Origin of the sequence: Streptomyces sp. MMCC 100 (assembly GCF_041538145.2) — a bacterium.
Taxonomy (GTDB): Bacteria; Actinomycetota; Actinomycetes; order Streptomycetales; family Streptomycetaceae; genus Streptomyces.
In genome coordinates, this window is record NZ_JBGORK020000001.1 from 3,784,787 (window position 1) to 3,802,014 (window position 17,228).

The 17,228-nt window shown below is 71.0% G+C and carries 14 protein-coding genes and 2 pseudogenes; 5 read left to right on the forward strand and 11 right to left on the reverse strand.

The annotated features are described in order from the left end of the window. Positions 1-74: 74 nt before the first annotated feature. Positions 75-440: a dihydrofolate reductase family protein gene (locus ABS735_RS17715; protein WP_476755883.1), complete on the reverse strand. Its 366-nt coding sequence runs from the start codon at positions 438-440 to the stop codon at positions 75-77. Positions 441-903: 463 nt separating this feature from the next. Between ABS735_RS17715 and ABS735_RS17720 the strand changes: the two genes are divergently transcribed. Genes ABS735_RS17720 through tpg form a run of 3 tightly spaced genes read left to right on the forward strand, consistent with a single transcriptional unit; the run spans position 904 to position 4,099 of the window. Continuing rightward, the gene (locus ABS735_RS17720; RefSeq protein ID WP_373905182.1) at positions 904-1,299 is read left to right on the forward strand and encodes a hypothetical protein; all 396 of its coding nucleotides are present in this window, start codon (positions 904-906) and stop codon (positions 1,297-1,299) included. A 16-nt stretch (positions 1,300-1,315) separates the two neighbouring features. Beyond that, positions 1,316-3,526 carry a telomere-associated protein Tap gene (gene tap, locus ABS735_RS17725; protein WP_373905180.1) on the forward strand — a complete coding sequence of 737 codons (2,211 nt, stop codon included), beginning with the start codon at positions 1,316-1,318 and terminating at the stop codon, positions 3,524-3,526. A 15-nt stretch (positions 3,527-3,541) separates the two neighbouring features. Then, on the forward strand, positions 3,542-4,099 hold the full coding sequence (gene tpg, locus ABS735_RS17730; RefSeq protein ID WP_373905179.1) for a telomere-protecting terminal protein Tpg: 558 nt from the start codon (positions 3,542-3,544) through the stop codon (positions 4,097-4,099). A gap of 146 nt (positions 4,100-4,245) precedes the next feature. Here tpg and ABS735_RS17735 read toward each other — a convergent pair whose 3' ends face one another. Next, positions 4,246-4,944 (reverse strand): maleate cis-trans isomerase family protein, encoded by a 699-nt coding sequence (locus ABS735_RS17735; RefSeq protein WP_373905178.1) that lies wholly within the window; start codon positions 4,942-4,944, stop codon positions 4,246-4,248. A gap of 237 nt (positions 4,945-5,181) precedes the next feature. On the opposite strand from ABS735_RS17735, the pseudogene ABS735_RS17740 reads away from it, so the two are divergent. After that, a pseudogene (locus ABS735_RS17740) lies at positions 5,182-5,592 on the forward strand (SAM-dependent methyltransferase); the annotation flags it as partial. Here ABS735_RS17740 and ABS735_RS17745 read toward each other — a convergent pair. The 9 genes and pseudogenes from ABS735_RS17745 to ABS735_RS17785 form a co-directional block, all read right to left on the reverse strand. Further along, positions 5,555-6,354 (reverse strand): annotated as a pseudogene (locus ABS735_RS17745) (coagulation factor 5/8 type domain-containing protein); the annotation flags it as partial. The pseudogenes ABS735_RS17740 and ABS735_RS17745 overlap by 38 nt on opposite strands. Positions 6,355-6,421: 67 nt before the next feature. Beyond that, positions 6,422-6,793: a MerR family transcriptional regulator gene (locus tag ABS735_RS17750; RefSeq protein ID WP_373905177.1), complete on the reverse strand. Its 372-nt coding sequence runs from the start codon at positions 6,791-6,793 to the stop codon at positions 6,422-6,424. Between the two features lie 122 nt (positions 6,794-6,915). After that, positions 6,916-7,320: a zinc-binding dehydrogenase gene (locus tag ABS735_RS17755; protein WP_373905176.1), complete on the reverse strand. Its 405-nt coding sequence runs from the start codon at positions 7,318-7,320 to the stop codon at positions 6,916-6,918. A gap of 38 nt (positions 7,321-7,358) precedes the next feature. Then, positions 7,359-7,757: a hypothetical protein gene (locus tag ABS735_RS17760; RefSeq protein ID WP_373905175.1), complete on the reverse strand. Its 399-nt coding sequence runs from the start codon at positions 7,755-7,757 to the stop codon at positions 7,359-7,361. Positions 7,758-8,081: 324 nt separating this feature from the next. Next, a complete protein-coding gene (locus ABS735_RS17765) occupies positions 8,082-8,642 on the reverse strand; it encodes a GrpB family protein (RefSeq protein ID WP_373905174.1) in 561 nt (186 codons plus the stop codon). 229 nt (positions 8,643-8,871) lie between these two features. After that, positions 8,872-9,519: a hypothetical protein gene (locus ABS735_RS17770; RefSeq protein ID WP_373905173.1), complete on the reverse strand. Its 648-nt coding sequence runs from the start codon at positions 9,517-9,519 to the stop codon at positions 8,872-8,874. A 73-nt stretch (positions 9,520-9,592) separates the two neighbouring features. Next, complete coding sequence (locus ABS735_RS17775; RefSeq protein WP_373905172.1) at positions 9,593-12,460, reverse strand: toll/interleukin-1 receptor domain-containing protein; 2,868 nt, start codon at positions 12,458-12,460, stop codon at positions 9,593-9,595. Then, complete coding sequence (locus tag ABS735_RS17780) at positions 12,457-13,143, reverse strand: hypothetical protein (RefSeq protein ID WP_373905171.1); 687 nt, start codon at positions 13,141-13,143, stop codon at positions 12,457-12,459. Before ABS735_RS17780 ends, ABS735_RS17775 begins: the two co-directional genes overlap by 4 nt. A 44-nt stretch (positions 13,144-13,187) precedes the next feature. Next, the gene (locus tag ABS735_RS17785) at positions 13,188-16,007 is read right to left on the reverse strand and encodes a TIR domain-containing protein (RefSeq protein ID WP_373905170.1); all 2,820 of its coding nucleotides are present in this window, start codon (positions 16,005-16,007) and stop codon (positions 13,188-13,190) included. A gap of 330 nt (positions 16,008-16,337) precedes the next feature. Between ABS735_RS17785 and ABS735_RS17790 the strand changes: the two genes are divergently transcribed. Next, on the forward strand, positions 16,338-17,045 hold the full coding sequence (locus tag ABS735_RS17790) for a hypothetical protein (RefSeq protein ID WP_373905169.1): 708 nt from the start codon (positions 16,338-16,340) through the stop codon (positions 17,043-17,045). The last annotated feature ends 183 nt before the right edge of the window (positions 17,046-17,228 follow it).

A 17,228-nucleotide genomic window follows, 5' to 3' on the forward strand; every position in this document is an offset into this window, starting at 1 on the left:
ACTGTCGCTGGGCGGGGCCATGAGCACTGATTCGCTCGGAACATCCCGCGTCGGCGACGAAGCCCAGTTGCTGCTCAGCCGGCGTCGCGCTTGCGGTAGCGGATATGAGTGGCCAGCGGTAAGTGAAGCACCTCGGCGGGCTCGAAATCGAAGGTCTCGACGTCGTCGAACAGGCGCTCGCCGCTGCCGAGCAGGGCGGGTGCGATGTCGAGGGTGAGTTCATCGACCACGCCGGCGTTGAGTGCCTGTCGAACCGTCGAAGCGCCACCGGCGACGTCCACACCCCTGCCGTCGGCGGCTTCGAGCGCCTGCGCGTAAGCGGCGTCGAAGCCTTCGGTGACGAAGTGGAAGGTGGTCCCTCCCTCCATCCTGATCGGTTCGTGGACGTAGCGAGTGAGCACGAAGACCGGGGCGTGGTAGGGGGCTCGGGGCCCCACCATCCGTCCCACGTCTCGTTCCACTCACCCCGGATCGGCCCGAACATGTTTCGGACCACGACGTAGGCGCCACGCGGGCGCATCAGCCAGCCGTTGGCCGTCTTGTCGGCTTCGGTCGCGCGGGTCGCCGATATGCCAGCCGTGCAGCTCTTGGCCGCGGTTACCCAGTGGATTGTCACGGCTCTGCTCGGGCCCGGCGACGAAGCCGTCGAGAGAGATCGACATGTGGCAGGTGGTGTCGGACGTCAGCTTCTCTCTGAAAGCAGCAGTTGCGTGTTGTCGTGAGGCCATCGGACCGCGCGACAAACGTACAGACTGGCAGAGGCGACCGAACTCATCGCGACATCATGAGACAGGGACCGACGTCGCCGCGAGTAGCCGGCTGTTGGGGGCAGCTCGACGCCCTCGGTTGTACAAGGAAACAACGATTCGTTGTTTCCTTGTACGGCGGCGATAGAGTGCGGGTATGGCAGCTGAAGCTCGCGGTACCGCCCGCGCGAGATTGTCCGCGGTCGCGGAGGACTCCGCCGCCGGCTGGGCCCCGGCGCACGATCTTGAACACGACGCCGTGTTGCTGGGGAGTCTGCTGGCGGCTGCCGCCGGCCATCGGCGAAGCGATGTGCAGCACCCTGACGACCCTGGCGTGAGCGTCGATGATGTGGCCGCCGGGCTGAGCCTGTTCGAGGACATGCGCGTGACGTTGGACCGGCTGGAGACACAGGTCGTCATCGAGGCCCGGCGCCGCGGCATGGACTGGCGGCAGATTGCCCGGCATCAGGGCCTGAATTCGTCCCAGGCGGCCTCTCAGCGCTACCAGCGGCTGGTGACCCGCCTGGAAGAGATCCGTCAGGGCGTCCGGTAGGGGAGCGGGACAGCAGATGACGGACCAGCCACAGCCTTTGTTCAACGCCGTCGACGCGCTGCTCGCCGCAGTCGACGACGGCGGTGTGCTGCCTTCCTTGGACGAACGGATCAGGTTGCGCGAGGCGGCGGGACTGACCCAGGCCGCTGTCGCGCAGGCCCTCGGCGTGCGCGTGGCAAGCATCCAGGCATGGGAGGCAGGCCGCGCCGAACCGAAGGCCGAGCGCCTTGAGGCCTACCGCAGACTCCTGGACGGCCTTGCCCGGCGATTTCCGGTGCCTGCGGCGCCGTCCGCAAGCGACGAGGGCGCTTTGCGGCGCCCGGATCCGGATACAGGCCCACCGCCCGCAGCCGCGACGCCACCGCGCGCAGCCGCGACGTCGCCTGCCGCGCCCGCATCGTCATCCCGCCGGGCGGCGCCCAGCAGCAGACAGCCCACGAAGCGTCCGGACGGTAGGCAGGGCACCTTCTCCGAGCACACCGCCGCGGCCGTGGACCCGCGGTTTGCGAACGGGCCGCTGGCAGTCGTCGACGCCGACACCGACGGTCAGGTGCTGGCGTACTGCACCGGTGGCCTGGTTCTGGACGTGCCTGCCAAGAGCCTCCCGTCCCTGGTGGACTGGGCGCTGCGCGAGGCGCAGCTCGGGCAGGCGAGGCTGTCCGGGCCGGGCAAGGACGCCGACCCGCTGCTCGTGCTCACCGAGGCAGCCCTGAAGCGTTACGGCCTGCCCGCCACCCTCACCGACGAGGAGCGGCTCGCCGGGCGGATCCCGGAGAACCACAAGGTCGTCAGGCAGCTCGCGCGCGCGGAGTGGAAGCTGACCCGGCGCGGCTTCGGCCCGTGGGCGAGGATCTACCGTCCCGCGCAGGGTTCGGAGCGCGCCTGCGTGCAGTTGTGCATCCCGTCGTGGCACGCGCTGGATACCCGGCACTGGGGGGAGGCAGGGCAGCTGCCGCCGGCGGAACTCGCCCGCGCGCTGGGCGTGTACGCCTCGCGGGTCATGACCCCGCGCGGATCGACCGCCGTGACCGGTCTGGAGCTGATGGCCGCCCTGCATCCGCCGACCCGCGCCTCCCAGCCGGACCCGGCAGGCAAGCGGCATTCCGAGCACAACCCCGGCTCGCTGGGCCAGGACCCGGTCGACCCGGCGCCCTGCGAGGCCCCCGACGGGCACCCACTCCTGGCGGGCCTGCCCCGTTTCCACGTCCGCGGCCCCGACGAGAAGCTGTTCGAGGAGGCCTACGACTGGGCGAGGCCGATGACCGACGCCGAGTGCACCCTGCGCCACCTGGTCGGCATCGACGTGAACATGGCCTTCGCCGCCGGTGCCAACGGCCTGACCGTCGGCCTCGGAGCCCCCACGCATGTGAAGGCGCCCGCGTTCGATCCCAAGCTGCCCGGCTCCTGGCTGGTCGACCTCTCCCACGTCGACCTGTCCCGGGTGAAGACCGGCAAGGACACCTGGGCGAACCTGGACGCCGGCCTGCTGCCCTCGCCGTTCACACCGAAGGGCGACCACCCGGTGGGCCCTGCCTGGTACGCCACGCCCACCGTGGCGTACGCGGTGGAGCTCGGCTACGAGGTCCGCCCGCTGGAGGCGTACGTCCGCCACGACAACGGCCGCTACCTGGACGCCTGGTACCAGCGACTGCGTGACGCCTACCTCGCCACGATGGCCGGCCTCGGCGTCACCGCCGACCTCGCCCCGGCCGACTTCCTCACCGCGATGGACAACTACAGGGACCGCGACCCACAGCTCGCGATCGTCGCCTCTGCCATCAAAGCGACGGTCAAGGGCGGCCTGGGCAAGCTCCGCGAGCGCCCGCGCGGGGAGGGCTGGAAGCCCGGCCAACCGTGGCGCGCCCTGTCCCGGCCCACCTGGCGGCCGGACATCCGCGCGGCGGTCATCTCCCGCACCCGGATCAACCTCCACCGCAAGATCGTCAAGCATGCGGCGTGCACCGGTCAGTACCCCGTCGCGGTCCTGTCCGACTGCGTCGTCTACGCTGCCAACGGCACCAGCCCGCTGGACTTCCTGCCCTACCGGGACGGCAAGCCGCTGCCCGGGGGCTTCAAACTCGGCATCAACCCCGGACTGGTCAAACACGAGGGCACCCAGACCGTCCTGTGGGGCGAAGAGGTCCGCGACCGGTTCGACGCCCCCGACCTCAACCTCGCCCGGTACATCAAGGACGGCACCGTCACCGACGCCGACGACGGCGAGTAGGGGAGCAGGCAGCCGATGAGCATGTTCGCAGACGGCCTGGACGCCGCCGTACAGAAGGCCTTCACCCGCCCGGCGCCCAAGACCGCGCCCGCGCGGATGCGCTACCTGGTCAGGCAGTTGAAGGGCACCAAGGCGGTCGCCCAGATGCTGCGCATCTCCCAGCGCACCGTCGAACGCTACGTGAAGAACCAGATCAAGAAGCCCCGCGCGGACCTGGCCGCCCGCCTCGAGCGCGAGGTGAACAAGCGCTGGCAGCCCCAGATCCGCGCCAGGGCCAAAGTCCGGGCGGCGACCACCGACGGCATTGTCATCGACACCCGCGCCCGCATGGGCTACACCGCACCGATCGGCTCGACGGACCAGGACCGCATCCGGCACCTGACCGTCGCCCTGCCCCCGCACTACGCCGCTCGCCTCTTCGACGCCCAGGAGGCCGGCGCCACCGACGCCCGCCTGCAGGAAATCGCGGCCGAAGCCCTCAAGGAGGTCTACTTCCAGGACGGCGGCCGCCGCGCCGGGAGCCTGGAGGAGGTGCGGTTCACGGACGTGGAGCACCTGGAGTTCGAGCTGTAGGAACCTGCTCCAGCCCCGGCCCCGAATTTCACAGCTGAGCCGAAGCACGATAGTTGTCACGTGGGCAGGCTTGATGTCACAGACTGGGCGGCGCGCCCTGGGCGACTGCGCTGCTGAGTTGCTCGGTCTGGGCGCCGACGAGGGCTTCAGCCAGGGCCACGACACAGGAGCCGCTGTCTTGGTCCGTGCGCTTGCGCGCCCACAGCACCCAGCAGCGCCCATGCGGTGGCCTGATTGGCGCTGATGACGGGTTTGCCGAGGCGTTCTTCGAGGCGGGGGAGGGCGTCGTAGGTGGGCAGAGCGGTGCAGCTGATGAACAGAGCATCGGCTTCGCGATGGTCTCCGGCGATGACAGTGTCCAGTACCTGTTGCTCGTTCACCGTGTAGACGTCCTCGACCGCATCGAGACCCAGCGGTGTGAGGGCCACGACGTCGAAGCCGGAGTCTTCGAGGTACGCGGCCAGCAGACGGTCGACCGGCTCCTGGTAGGGGTGCACGACGGCGAGACGGCGGGCGCCGACGGCACGGAGGGCGCCGGTGACCGCGCCGCTGGTCGTCAGCGCCTGCCGCGCACCGTGTTTCCTCATCGCTTCCCGCAACGCCCGCTCACCGGCCACGCCGTCGGCGAAACTGCAAGCGGTGCACAGATACGCCACGGCTTCTGCTCCGCGTTCAACGAGCTCGTGGACCGGCTCTGCCAGCAGATTCGGTCTGCAGAGGCGGGAGACGAGCTCCAGATTGTCCTGGTAGGAAACCTCTTCCGTGAGGGTCAGCGTGCATTTCACGATCGGCGGGATCCAGCGGCGCAGTTCCGCCTTACGTGTGAAGTCGTAAGAGGCGACCACGCCGACATGTCGCCTCTTCGCAGTACCGAGGTTCCGTGGGCCCATACCACCGAGACTAGCGAGGCGGTTTCGCTCGGAGCGCTACCCGGGCCGACAGTGACAGGCAGCTTGCTCATTCGGTGACAACTACCGTGCCTTGCTGCTGCAGAACAGCAGGTCAACGTTCACCCAGGTGACAACCATCGTGCTTCGGCGCAACAGCACGACGGAAGAGAACCCGGTCATGGACCTGCCCGCATCTTCACCGTCCGCGAGAGCGGCGACCGCATCCACCACCCGCTGACATCGGCCAAGCTCGCCGCTCTGGGCGAGTCACTCCGCTTCGCCCCCGGTGTACGGGCACTCGACCTGGCCAGCGGCTCGGGGGAGATGCTGTGCACCTGGGCCCGCGACCACGGGATCACGGGCACCGGAGTGGACATCAACACCGTCTTCACCGGGCAGGCCCGGGCCCGCGCCGATGTACTCGGCGTCGCCGACCGGGTCGACTTCGTCCATGGGGACGCTGCCGGCCATGTCGCGGACGAGCCGGTCGATCTGGCCGCCTGCGTCGGCGCCACGTGGATCGGGAACGGCGTCGAAGGAACAGCCGAGTTGCTGGAGCGTAGCCTCACGGGTAGTTCACCAGGTTGGCCACGTTGGTGGAGGAGCTGGACGGGCCGCCCCGGTCGTTGATGACGTGGCGCATGGTGCCGGTACCGCCGAGGGAGACGGTCACCATGTTTTTGAAGCGCACGTTCGGCCTGTTGGGGACTTCGAAGGCGTGCTCCGCGACGACGCCCGGGTTCACGTTGAAGAAGCAGTAGCTGCTCAGGCCGTACGCCTCGTGGCTGGTCACGGAGTCCGTGACCTTGTAGGCGGCGTGGCCCTGGGTGGAGCCGTTCATCCTGGCGGCCTGACCGGGCGGGTCGTAGGGGATCTCGTTCTGGTGGAAGTACGTCCGGCCGCCGTCGCCGTTCCACAGGGTCTGGTGCTTCTGGTAGTGCTCGACGAACAGGCCGGACATGGTGACGGCGTCGCCGTTGACGACGAGTCCGGTGTCGGCCGTGTTGGTGGTCCAGCCGACGCCGCTGCCGTGGTCGGCGCGCCAGATCCACATGTTGGTCGCCGATGACGTCGTCGCTGTTGACGACGAGGCTGGTGGTGGCCTTGCCGACGGCGGCGCCGCCCACCCGGAAGTACACGTTGTGCAGCGAGGTCGGGTTCGCCGCGTGGTCGGCGCCCGCCCCCGGCCGGTCCGACTTCCATGAGGGTGCGCGAGTTGGTGGTTCCGGCGTCGAAGAGGAGGCCCACGACCTTCACCCCGTCGACGTCGGCGACGGTCATCGCCGTGACGCCGTTGTCCGGGACGAACGTGGCCAGCCCGAGACCGAGGACGACCGTGTCGGGGCGGGTCACGCGCAGCGTCTGGGCGGAGCGGTTCCACAGCACACCGGACCGACCCAGCACCCCCGACGCGCGCGACCGGACGGTCAGGTCACCCGTCGTGTCGCGTGGCCGCGTCGGCGAGGCTCTGGCGCAGGCGGGTGAGACGGGCGATCTCCGCGTCCAGGGCCGCCAGCCGGTCGGCCACGACGTCACTGAACTCGCCGGGGCCACCGCCACAGGACGTCGAGGGCTGGTCCGGGACGAGCATGTCCAGGCGGTGGGCGCGGCGGCTCAGGTCGTTCAGCGTGAGGCCCAGGGCCAGCAGGTTGCGGATGACCCGGACGCGGGCGACCTCGGCGGTCCCGTACTCCCGTTGGCCGGCCGCGGTGCGCGGTGGCGGGCGGAGCAGGCCGCAGGCCTCGTACAGGCGCAGCGCGCGCGGTGTGGTCCCGGCCGCCGCCGCAGCCTTGCCGATCCGCATGCGCGCTCCGTCCCGACCTACAATTCGACGACGGCCGCCCCGAAGGAGCCGCCGGCGATCAGTTCAGGCAACGCCCCGGGGCGTGTTCCGTTCCACGGACCAGGGTGTGCGGAAAACTGATGTCACCCCCCGCGCAGCCACTTCCCGAAGCGGCCCTCCCACTCCGTTTCGACATGCAGGTGGTCCACGCAGCTGTACCCGGCGATCGTGATGCCCCGGGTCAGCAGCCGGTACGTGTCGAGGACGGTCGGCGCACTGCCTCCCGCCCGGTCCGGCGACAGCTGACCGTCCAGCGCACCCACCAGGGCGAAACGGGCGCCCCGGTTCGCCGCGTGGACGGCGGCCGTCAACTGCTCGCCGCCCACGGTGTCGACGACGACGTCGATGCCGCCCGGCGCCACCTCGGCGAGTTGCCCGCCGATCGGGTCCGCTGTCGCGCGCAGCACGGTGGCGTCGTACCCGAGTTCACCCAGCAGCCGGGCGATCTGGCCCGCCATGGTGCCCACGGCTCCCGCGGCACCGGTCACGAACACGGTGTCGCCCCGCCGAACCCGGGCCAGCCGGGTCAGCGCGCCGTACGCCGCAGACCCTGCGCGAGATGGGCCACCGGGTCGGGCAGCGCGCCGTCCAACAGCCGGCACTCGGCGGCATCAGGGGTCGCGTACTCCCGCCAGCCCTGCAGGCGCAGTACCAGCCGCCCCTTCTCCAGCGGCCCGTCGAACACCTCGCCGATCGCGGGACCGAACAGGGGGTCGCCCGGCCGCAGCGGCGGCAGCGGGACGTCGCGAGTCTCACCGCCCATGAGGGTGCGCAGGCCGGGGAAGACGAGGAAGTGGGTGTTGCGGACGAGTACCTGGCCGTCCCCGGGGCGGGGGAGAGACGCCTGTACCAGGGTGAATTCGCCCGGGGTCGGCAGCCCGTCGGGGCGCCGGTCCAGGCGGACAAGACGATGCGTCGGGTTCATGCCCGGACGCTAAACGCTGCCCCATGGGTCAGGGGCAAGTCCCGCGCCCGCCGAGCCGCGATCCGGCCCGGGAGTCACAGCCATGGGGACGAGGGCGTTCCGTCGGCGTCGAGGCCGTGCGGCCACAGGGAGGTGGCCAGAGGCGGCAGGCTCTTACCGGCGTTCGCGGCGTCCTTGAGGAGCGCCTCGGGAAGACTTCGCCCCGTTGGGAGCCAGCGGGCGAAGCTCAAATGGGAGCCAGGGGTGTCCCTTGGGGCGGGGGCCCTGCCCCGCCGTCTGCCCGGCGGCGTCGATCGCTGCCAGGTTCGCGGCCATCCCGCGTCTTCAACGAGCTTCCCTGGCCCGGGTCTTGATCGCGAGGATGACGTCGCTCTTGGCGTCGGCGTAGTCGTTCATGTCGTTCCACTGCTGGCTGAGCAGAGTGCGTTTGACACTCTCGTACAGGGCGCGATCGTCTGCATTGGTGCGCAAGTGGTCACGGAGGAGAAGGTACTCGTGCACCGCCGCGTCCCCCCGTTCGTACACGTGCACGTGAACATCACGAGTCGGCGTGCGCACGAGCCGATGTCCTGGCTCGCGAACCCGCAGCTCGTAACCGGCGGCCAACAGCCCGTCGAGGTAGTCCTCCTCCGCCGTGATGTCGGCGACCGCGACGACGATGTCAACAATAGGCTTGGCGGCAAGGCCCGGAACCGAAGTGGATCCAATGTGCTCGACATCGACGTCCACGGCCGCCAGCGCCTCAAGGATTCGACGCCGGTGATGCAGGTAGACCTCCGGCCACCGGGTGTCATAGCTGTGAAGGCCGACATCGAGGGCTTCTGCACCACCGATGATTTCGACCGTCGTGACGTCCGGCCGACGAGGCTTGCTGCTGTTCGTCATCAACACATCCTTCACGTCTTGCGGCCAGTTCACCACCGCGGTCGACGGCGCTGCGGTTGGCGGCTTCGTCGAGTCTCGCCCTCGTCACGCAGGCTCAGCGGATCGGGACGTCGCGCCGAGAGCGGCGACGCGTTCCCACTCGAACCGGAAGAGGCCGACTCTATCGTGTAGCGCGATGCTCGACCCAGGCACAGTTGTCCTTGCTCGGCGACACGGATTGCGGCGAGTCTCACTGGGTGACGCGCGGCGCACCCGCCTTGAGGGTGCCGTCGTCGCCGACGCGCCAGATGGTGACGGCTTTACCCGACGGGCAGCAACTGGCGTCCGTCGACCGGTGCCAGTTCTCGCGGGCCGTGACCTGGCCATTCGCCAGGTCGATGCCCTCGAAGCTGCTGGCCTGACCGCCCTCGTACTTCTGCGGGGTGACCGTGCCCACGAGACGCAGCCGCTGCTCCTCGCTGGTGAAGACCACGTAGGCCCAGACAAGGCGACCGCTTCCGGTCTGGCCGCCGGTGTCGCACCCCACGCGCAGGGCCGCCTCTGCCCGGGAGTCCCCGACGACATCGCCGTAGACCACCTCGTCCGGATACTGCTCGGCGTGGACGGTCCCCCACCTCTCGGACCGCACCGTCGCTTCACCGGCAGTGAAGGTGATCGGGTCGGCCACGTGACAGTAGTCGCCCGGGACCGCGGTGCGCGCCCAGTCCAGCTGCCGCAGGTTGTCGGGGGCGCTGCCCAGCGCGTCGTCGGCCGGGGACGGGGCGGACGGCGGCTCGGACGTCTCCGTGTACGGGGGTTGAGAGGCGGGGGAAGCCTTTGCGTCGGGCTCGGGGGACGACGAGCACCCCACGCCCAGGGCAAGCACGAGCGCGGTCATGAGAAGCGACGTCCTGGGGTGGTGCACGGATGGCCTCCTGTGGGTACGGCGAGTCGGTCGGAGCAGGGCCGTGCTATGCGCACGGAGGATCGTAGGGGCGGTCGGGGAGGTACTGCTTCCACTGGGACTCGGTGATCGGCCCCGACTCGGCGCACAACCGCCCCAGGACGGCGCCGATGTCCGTGCGCCACAAGCGTGTGCTGTCGCCCGCGGAGACTGCGATCATGCCCCCGTCGGGGCTGAAGGCGACACCTGCGGTGGCGTAGCGCTCGTTGGTGGCGAGCAGGGCCACTTCCCGGGGCGCCGACGCGTCGGCGACGTCCCACAGCCGTACGGCCCCGGTGTCGTCCGCGCCGGCCAGAAGGGGCCGTACCGGATCCGCCGCAAGGTGGGTCACCTCGCCCGCGTGCCGCTGGGCGGAGCCCCTCGCCCTGGCCCGCCGCGGGTCGGTGATGTCCCAGACGGTGAGCGTGCCCTGCGAGTCCCCGACGTACAGGGTGTTGCCGTCCGGGCTCGCGGTCAGGGCGGTGACCCTGGCGGCGGCCTTGAGCGGGATCACGTCCGTGCGTACGGGGTCGTACCGGTGGCCGGTGCGGCCGAGGTCCCACACGTGGACGGCCTTGAGGTCCTTGCCGGTGACGGCCAGGAGCCCACGGTCCCCGGCGAACGCGACGGGTGCGGCTTCCAGGCGGACCGCCGGACCGGCCCCGGAACCGGGCAGGGTGCCGAGGTTCCGGGGCCGGTCCGGGTCACTGACCTCCCACAGGCGGACCGGACCGAGCGGTTCGGCGGCGGCCAGGACCGTGCCGTCGGGCCCGTACACCACCCCCTGCGGATCCTCCGTCTCCTTGAAGCGGCCTCGCTCACTCGGGTGTGCGGGGTCGGTCACGTCCCACAGGCCGAGTGGGTGCCCGGTCGCGACGGTGTGTCCGTCCGGGCTGAAGGCGTACGTCTGGCCACCGCTGTTGAACGAGGGGAGGTCGGCCAGGAGCCGGGGTTCCGCCGCACCGCCCACCTGGTAGAGGGCGCCGGGCCGGCCGGTCACGAGGGTCCTGCCGTCAGGGCCGAAGGACTGGGAGGACAACTGGCCGGAGGGCAGGGACGCGTAGGCGGACGAGGCCCGGGATCCGTGGACGTTCCACAGCCGTACCGAGCCTGTGGCCCGTTGTGCCTCGTCCGGGTTGCCGGCGTTGCCCAGGGCCACGGACGCGAGGGTCCGGCCGTCCGGGGCGAAGGCGAGGGAGTCGACGGGCCCCGTGGGCCCGGTGAGAAGGTCGCCCTGGAGGGGACGGCCGGGGTCGGAGACGTCCCACAGCTGGACGGCCCCGTGGCCCGCCGCGACGGCCAGGGTCCTCCCGTCGTCGGTGAACGCCATCGGGGTGATCCATGAGTTCTGGCCGTTGAGCGTCGTACGCCGTACCGGGCGCCGGGGGTCCGAGATGTCCCACAGAGCGGCGTTCCCGTCCTCTCCAGCGGTGGCGAGGAGGTGGCCGGCGGGGCTGAACACCACTGCGGAGGAGGGTGTGTCGAGGGTATTGAGAGGCGACAGCCGTCCGGACCGGGACAGACCCATGATCCGTACGCGGTCGTTTCCGGCACCCGTCGCGACCAGCCCTCCGTCCGGGCTCGTGTCCGCGCCGAAACCCAGGGCCGACTCGAACGCCGTGGAGTGGCCCGTCACTTCGGGGCGGCGCGGATCCCGGACGTCGAGGAGGACCACGCGCAGACCGTTGCCCACCGCCAGCAGGGGCGACGTCCCGGCGAAGGACAGCTCGTGCACATCGCCGACGGGCCGCGCGGAGCCGAGCGGTTCGGGCCGGTTCCCGTCCGACATGTCCCACAGTCGTACCCGCCCGGCCGAGTCGCCCACGGCCAGCAGACCGCCGTCCGCGGTGAAGGCGACCGCCCGCGCACCCTCCCGGTGCCCCGGCAGGGTTGAGACGGCACGTCCTGTCAACGTGTCGAACAGCCTCACCCCGCCGTCGGACGCGGCGGCCAGCAGTCGCCCCCGCGGACTGAACGCGACGGCACGCGCGGCGCCGCCGGTGTGCAGCACGCGTGGAATGCCCGCGCTGCCCAGCAGCGCGCCGACCGCCTGCTCTGTGTGCGACAGACGGTAGGCCTGCACGAGGAGCTGACGCGCCAGGTCGGGGCGGTCGTACTGGAGAGATGTGGCCTCGGCGACCAGCTGCCTTGACGTAGCAGCCCGTTGGCGCTCCGTGGCCACGTCCCGCTGGTGGTCAGCGGCCAGCCCGAGCCCCGTCGCCGTGGCCAGCAGCGCGCCGAGGGCCACGAACGTCGCCGCGACGAGCCGGTTCCGCCGCTTCCTCAGCCGGAGGTGGTGCCCGATCAGCTCGGACTTCGACCGCCCCGTGATCGGGGCGACGAACTCCGCGACGTCCGCGAGGAGCCGTGGATCGTTGGCGGGAACGGAGCCGCGCTCGTCGATCTGCGCGCGCAGCCATCTCAGGTCGACCCACCGCGGCGCCCCGGGTGTCGCGGCCAGAGCCCTGCGCATCTGCTCACGGGGCAGGGCGTCCGTTCCGGGCCAATCGAAATCCTGTGCCTGAGGGCTCCACTCCAGCCGTCCGTCGGTCCATGCCAGCAGCATGCGCCGGGCGCCCTTGTGCGCCACCCACCAGTCGATCTCGGCGCGAACCCAGGGGGACGCGGCGGCCAGGGGAGAGGCCATCACGACGAGCCAGCCCGAACGGGCCAGCGCGTCCTCGATGTCGCCCCGCAGATCGGGGCTGGCACTGAGATGCGTCATGTCCCGGAACACCCGCAGGTGCACCGGCCGATACCACGGGCGCCCGAAGTTCTCCATGCCTCGCTGGAAGACCGTCGCGACCTCTCGGTCCAGATGCTGGCTGTAGGAGATGAAGACGTCGTAGCGCGGGTCGTCGTCCGTGCGCGCCGCGGACTGCGCCGGGCCTGTCACGAGGTGACGCGGGTGGTACCCGGCGTGAGCCGGTCGGCCTCGCGCAACCACACGGTGGTGGCGTCACCGCTGGGGCAGCAGTGGGCGTCGTTGGGGCGGAACCACTTCTCGTGCACGATGATCCGGCCGGGCGCGAACTCCACGCTCGTGAGCTGCGTGGGATACGCGCCGTCCTTGCGCCGGGGGGTGATCGAGCCGAGAACAGCGAGGTCGTCCCCGACCCGCGCGTACACCACATAACCGGAGGTGATCTGCGCGTTCATGGTCACCGTGTCACGACAGGCGACGTAGACGGCGGCCTCGTCACGCCGGTCGCCATCGGTGTCCCCGTACTCGAACCGCTCGCTGCGGAAGACCCGTACCGTCCCCCACGTCGTGGACGCTGCCTTCACCTCGCTCCCGGAGCCGAAGCGCAGAAGCTCCGGCACGCCGCAGAACTCCCCCGGGGTGGGGACCTCCGCCCATTCCACCTCCCGCAGATCCTCGGGTGCGGGCCCGACCACCACCGGGCCGTCCCCCGACCGCACGATCGTGGACTGGCTCGGGGACGTGGCTCCGGCCGGGTCCTCGGAGGGCGGCCCGACGGGCGGGGCGGGGCTCGGACTGTCGCAGGCGCCGGCCAGGGCCAGCACCGCCAGGACCAGCACGGGGACTGCGGCGACGCGTGGAGAGCGAGAAGCCACGGAGTCCTCCATTCACGAGTCGGGCATCGGTCTTCGGTCGGGTGTCAGGCGCAGGGCGGATCGTAGGGGCGGTCAGGGAGGTACTGCGCCCACTGGTCGCGGCTGATCGCGGTGGACTCCGCGCACAGCCGCTGGAGAATGGCGACCGGGTCCACGGTCCACAGCCGCATGCCCCGGTCCCCGCCGACCGCCAGCAGGCCTCCGTCCGGACTGAAGGCCATGCCGGCGCCGGGGTAGAAGCCTCCGTTGCTCAGCGACACCATCTCGACGGGTCGTGCGGGATCAGCCACGTTCCACAGGCGGACGCGGCCGTCCAGCCCGGTGGTCGCAGCGAGTTCGCCGCCGGGGTGGACCGTGATGCCGCCGATGGCCCCGGTGTGCCGGGCGGAGAATCCTTCGCGTACGGGGCGAGTGGGGCGCGATACGTCCCACAGGGCGACGGTTCCGCTCTCGTCGCCCAGCAGCAGCGTGCGGCGGTCAGGGGTGAACGCCAGCGCGGAGGCCTGGCCGCGATCCGTCGGGACCTCGCCCACGCGCGTGGGCCGGGCGTCTTCGGTCACCTGCCACAGCCGTACGGACCTGCCGTCCTCGGCCGGTGCGGCGAGCAGTTCCCCGTCGGAGCTGAAGGCCAGCGCAGCGGCGAACGTGTCCACCCCGCCGAGCGTGCCGAGCGGTTGGGGCTGCTTCCGGTCGGCGACGTTCCACAGTTCCACGGCATCGCCGGCCTGGTTGGCCACGGCGAGGAGTGGTAGCCGCGGGTTGACTTCGACGCTTTTCGCGCCCCATGTGCGTCCGGTTTCGGGAGCGAGGTCCCGCGGGTTCGCCGGATCGGTGAGGTCCCACGCCTTCACGGGCAGTCCGGAGAACAGGGTCCGCCCGTCGGGGCCGAAGGATGCGGCCTGGCCGGTCACCCGGACGGTTTCGACGGTGGCCGCCAGGTGCGGCGTGCCCGGGCCTCCCACCTGCCACACGGTGGTGGGATCGCCGCCCGCGGCCAGCAGTCGGCCGTCCGCACTGAAGGACGGCTCGAAGGAGCCCGACGCGGGCACAACGGTGAACGCGGAGGTCCGCTCGGTTCCCGACAGGGCCCACAGACGCACGGCGCGGGTCGCCGTGCTCGCCTCGCCGACGGAGGCCAGTGTGTGTCCGTCGGGGCTGAAGGACAGGCCGCTCACCGTCTGAGTGTGGCCGGTCATCCGGGCGCCCGGCCGGGGACGCAGCGGATCGGAGACGTCCCACAGGGCGATGGTGCCGTCGCTGTCCCCGGCGGCCAGGGTGGTCGCGTCGGGAGAGAACGCCACGGCGCGGATACCGTCACGGCTCCGCGCGTAGAGCTCGGGCCGCGCGACCGGACGGGCCGGGTCCGTGACGTCCCACAGGCGCACCCGACTGTCGTGGCCGGCGACGGCGAGGGTCTGCCCGTCGGGGCTGAACACCGCACGCTGCGGCATCCGTTCGCTGCCGCCGGGCGGAGCGGTGACAGCGGCGAGCGGGCGCGGACGTCCCGAGCCGGACAGATCCCACAGCCGCAGCCGCCCGTCCGCGCGTGCCGTGGCCATCACATCGCCGCTCGGGCTCGCCGCGACCGAGGACTCGGAGACCTTTGCGACGGTCCTCGTGCGCGTGGAGTCCTGGACTTCGAGGACGGCACCGCCCTTCTCCGTCATGACGACCAGCCGCCCGGCGGAGGTGAGCACCAGGGTGACGACCGCCGTCCTGCCCGCCGGCGCCGGCACCGTCGTCAGCAGGCGGGTACGGCCGCCGTCCGTCGCCTCCAGCAGCCGAACCCGGCCGTCGGCCGAGCCGAGTGCGAGCAGTCCCCCCTCCGGGCTGAACGCGACGGCCGTAACCCGCTGTTGACCCGAGTCGAGCTTCACCGGCCGGTCCATGCGCGCGGGCTCGAACAGGCGGACGCTGTCGTCGGCCACCACCAGCATCCCCCGACTGCTGTACGCGGCCGCGTGAACGGAGCCGCGCGAGGGAACGACCCGGGGCATCGTGCGGCTCTCCACGAGCGCGCCGAGCGCCTCGGCCGTCGGGGCGAACCGATAGGCCTGCACCAGCAGTTGGCGGGCCAGGTCGGGGTGGCTGTCACTGATGGACGACGCCTCGGCCACAAGCTGCCGGGACTGCGCGACCAGGGTCTGCGCGCGGGCCCGGTTGCGCTGTTCGTACGCGGTGATCCCACCGGCCACGGCGAGCAGGAGCAGCACGGTGAGGACCGTGACCGTCGCCTGTAACCAGCGGCGGGTCCGCCGGCGCTGACGTACGTGGTCGCCGATCAAGTCGTCCTTCGACCTGCCCGTCAGGGGGGCGACGAACTGCGCCACGCTGTCGAGCAGACGCGGATCCGACCTGGTCTGCTCGGGGCTGCGCAGCCAGCGCAGGTCGACCCAGCGGGGTTGCTCGGCGAAGGCGGCGGCCAGCACCTCGCGCGGCAGCGCGTCGGTCCGTGACCAGTCGAACGACGCCCGCTCGCGGTCCCAGACCAGGGTGCCGTCGGTCAACGCGAGGAGCAGGGTGTCCGCCGACCGGTGGGTGAGCCACCAGTCGATCTCCTGGCGCACCCACGGCGAGGCGGCGGCGGACGGACTCGCCATCACCACCAGCCACCTGGACCGGCACAGCCCCTGCTCGATGTCCCGCCACAGATGCGGACTCGCCGCCAGGTTGGTCTCGTCACGGAACAGCTTCAGGCTGCGCGGCCGGTACCAGGGGCGGCCGAAGCTCTGCAGAGCGCGCTGCAGGGCCTGCGCGACGTCCCTGTCCCAGGCATGGCTGTACGAGATGAAGGCGTCGTACTCGGCCGCTCGCTCCTTGGAGTCTCCGCCCTGCGCACGGCCGGGCCGTAAGGCAGGCGCCATCAATGGGTACTCATCCGCTCGTCCGTTCCCCCGTGTCCGCGTCGCGTTGCTTCCTGCTACCCGTCCGTAACGGTCCGTTCCCACCATGGGGCGAGGAAGAAACATAGCGGCCGGGGAGACCGGACGCAGCCGAAGTGAGAACAGTGCACTCCCAAGTACCCTGTCGCCGCAGTACCCGGCAGGGTTTCCCGCCGGTGCAGGCAGGGCAGTGCAGTGCAGGGCAATGCAGGACACGGGTAACACAGCTGAGGGGGCTCGAGGGTGACGGTACGTCGGAGACGCAACGCCGGAGCCGTGTTACGCACGGTGGCGAGAGCGGCCCTGGCCGCGATGGCGGGCGCTGTTGTCGGTGTCGCCGCCTACTCCATCAGCCGCACGGGCGGGCAGCTCCTCTCCGTCGTGGTCGGCGCGGTGCTCGGCCTCGTCCTGGTCCTCGGGGCGGATCTGTACCGCAGGTCCGTGCAGTTGACGGAGGTACGGCTCGTCCTGCCCGGCAGCGAGATGACGTTCAAGACCAACACGGACATGCGGCAGGCGGCGCAGCGCATGTTCTTCCAGGCCGCGACCCGCGTAGCGACCAGACCGCTGGAGGACGGAAGCGGCAACCTGAGGGAGGCCCTCACCTCCCTCAAGACGCTGTTCGACATGTACCGCGAACCACTGGAGTCCGGAGACGCCCCACCCCCTCCCGTGGACGGGGACTCCGTCCACGAACTGGTTCTGGACATCCTCAACTTCGAGCTTGCGCCGTTCCTCGCCGCCTGGCATCCACGGCTGCGGACCTTCGAGGAGACGCACCCCGACGAGGACGAGTCGGCCTGGGCCGACAACGCGGAGTTCCGGCAGGCCCTGCGCGAACTCCAGCAGAGCCTGCGGCCGTACGTCATCGGGCTGGGCGAGATCGCCGGTATCCGCGACCCCGAACGCCACCTGAACCGCTCTGGCTGGCGCGACGCCCACCCCACGGCGACCGCCACGGTCCCTGGGCAGACCGCGTCGCCCCCGCGGGAAGCACCACGGCTGCCAGGGACCGAGTGACCGGAGGGCCCGCTGTATCCGCCGCCATGAGTACGGGACATCCCCTGTGCACTGGCCGGGTCCGCGGGAACGCCGCGATGGTCGCCGCGTCCCGGGGAGATGTCGGGCGGGACATGCCGGAGCCGGAGTGCTCATGGACGAAGCAGTGAAGGCGGGTGGCTGCGCTGTCGGCCTGGTTGTCTA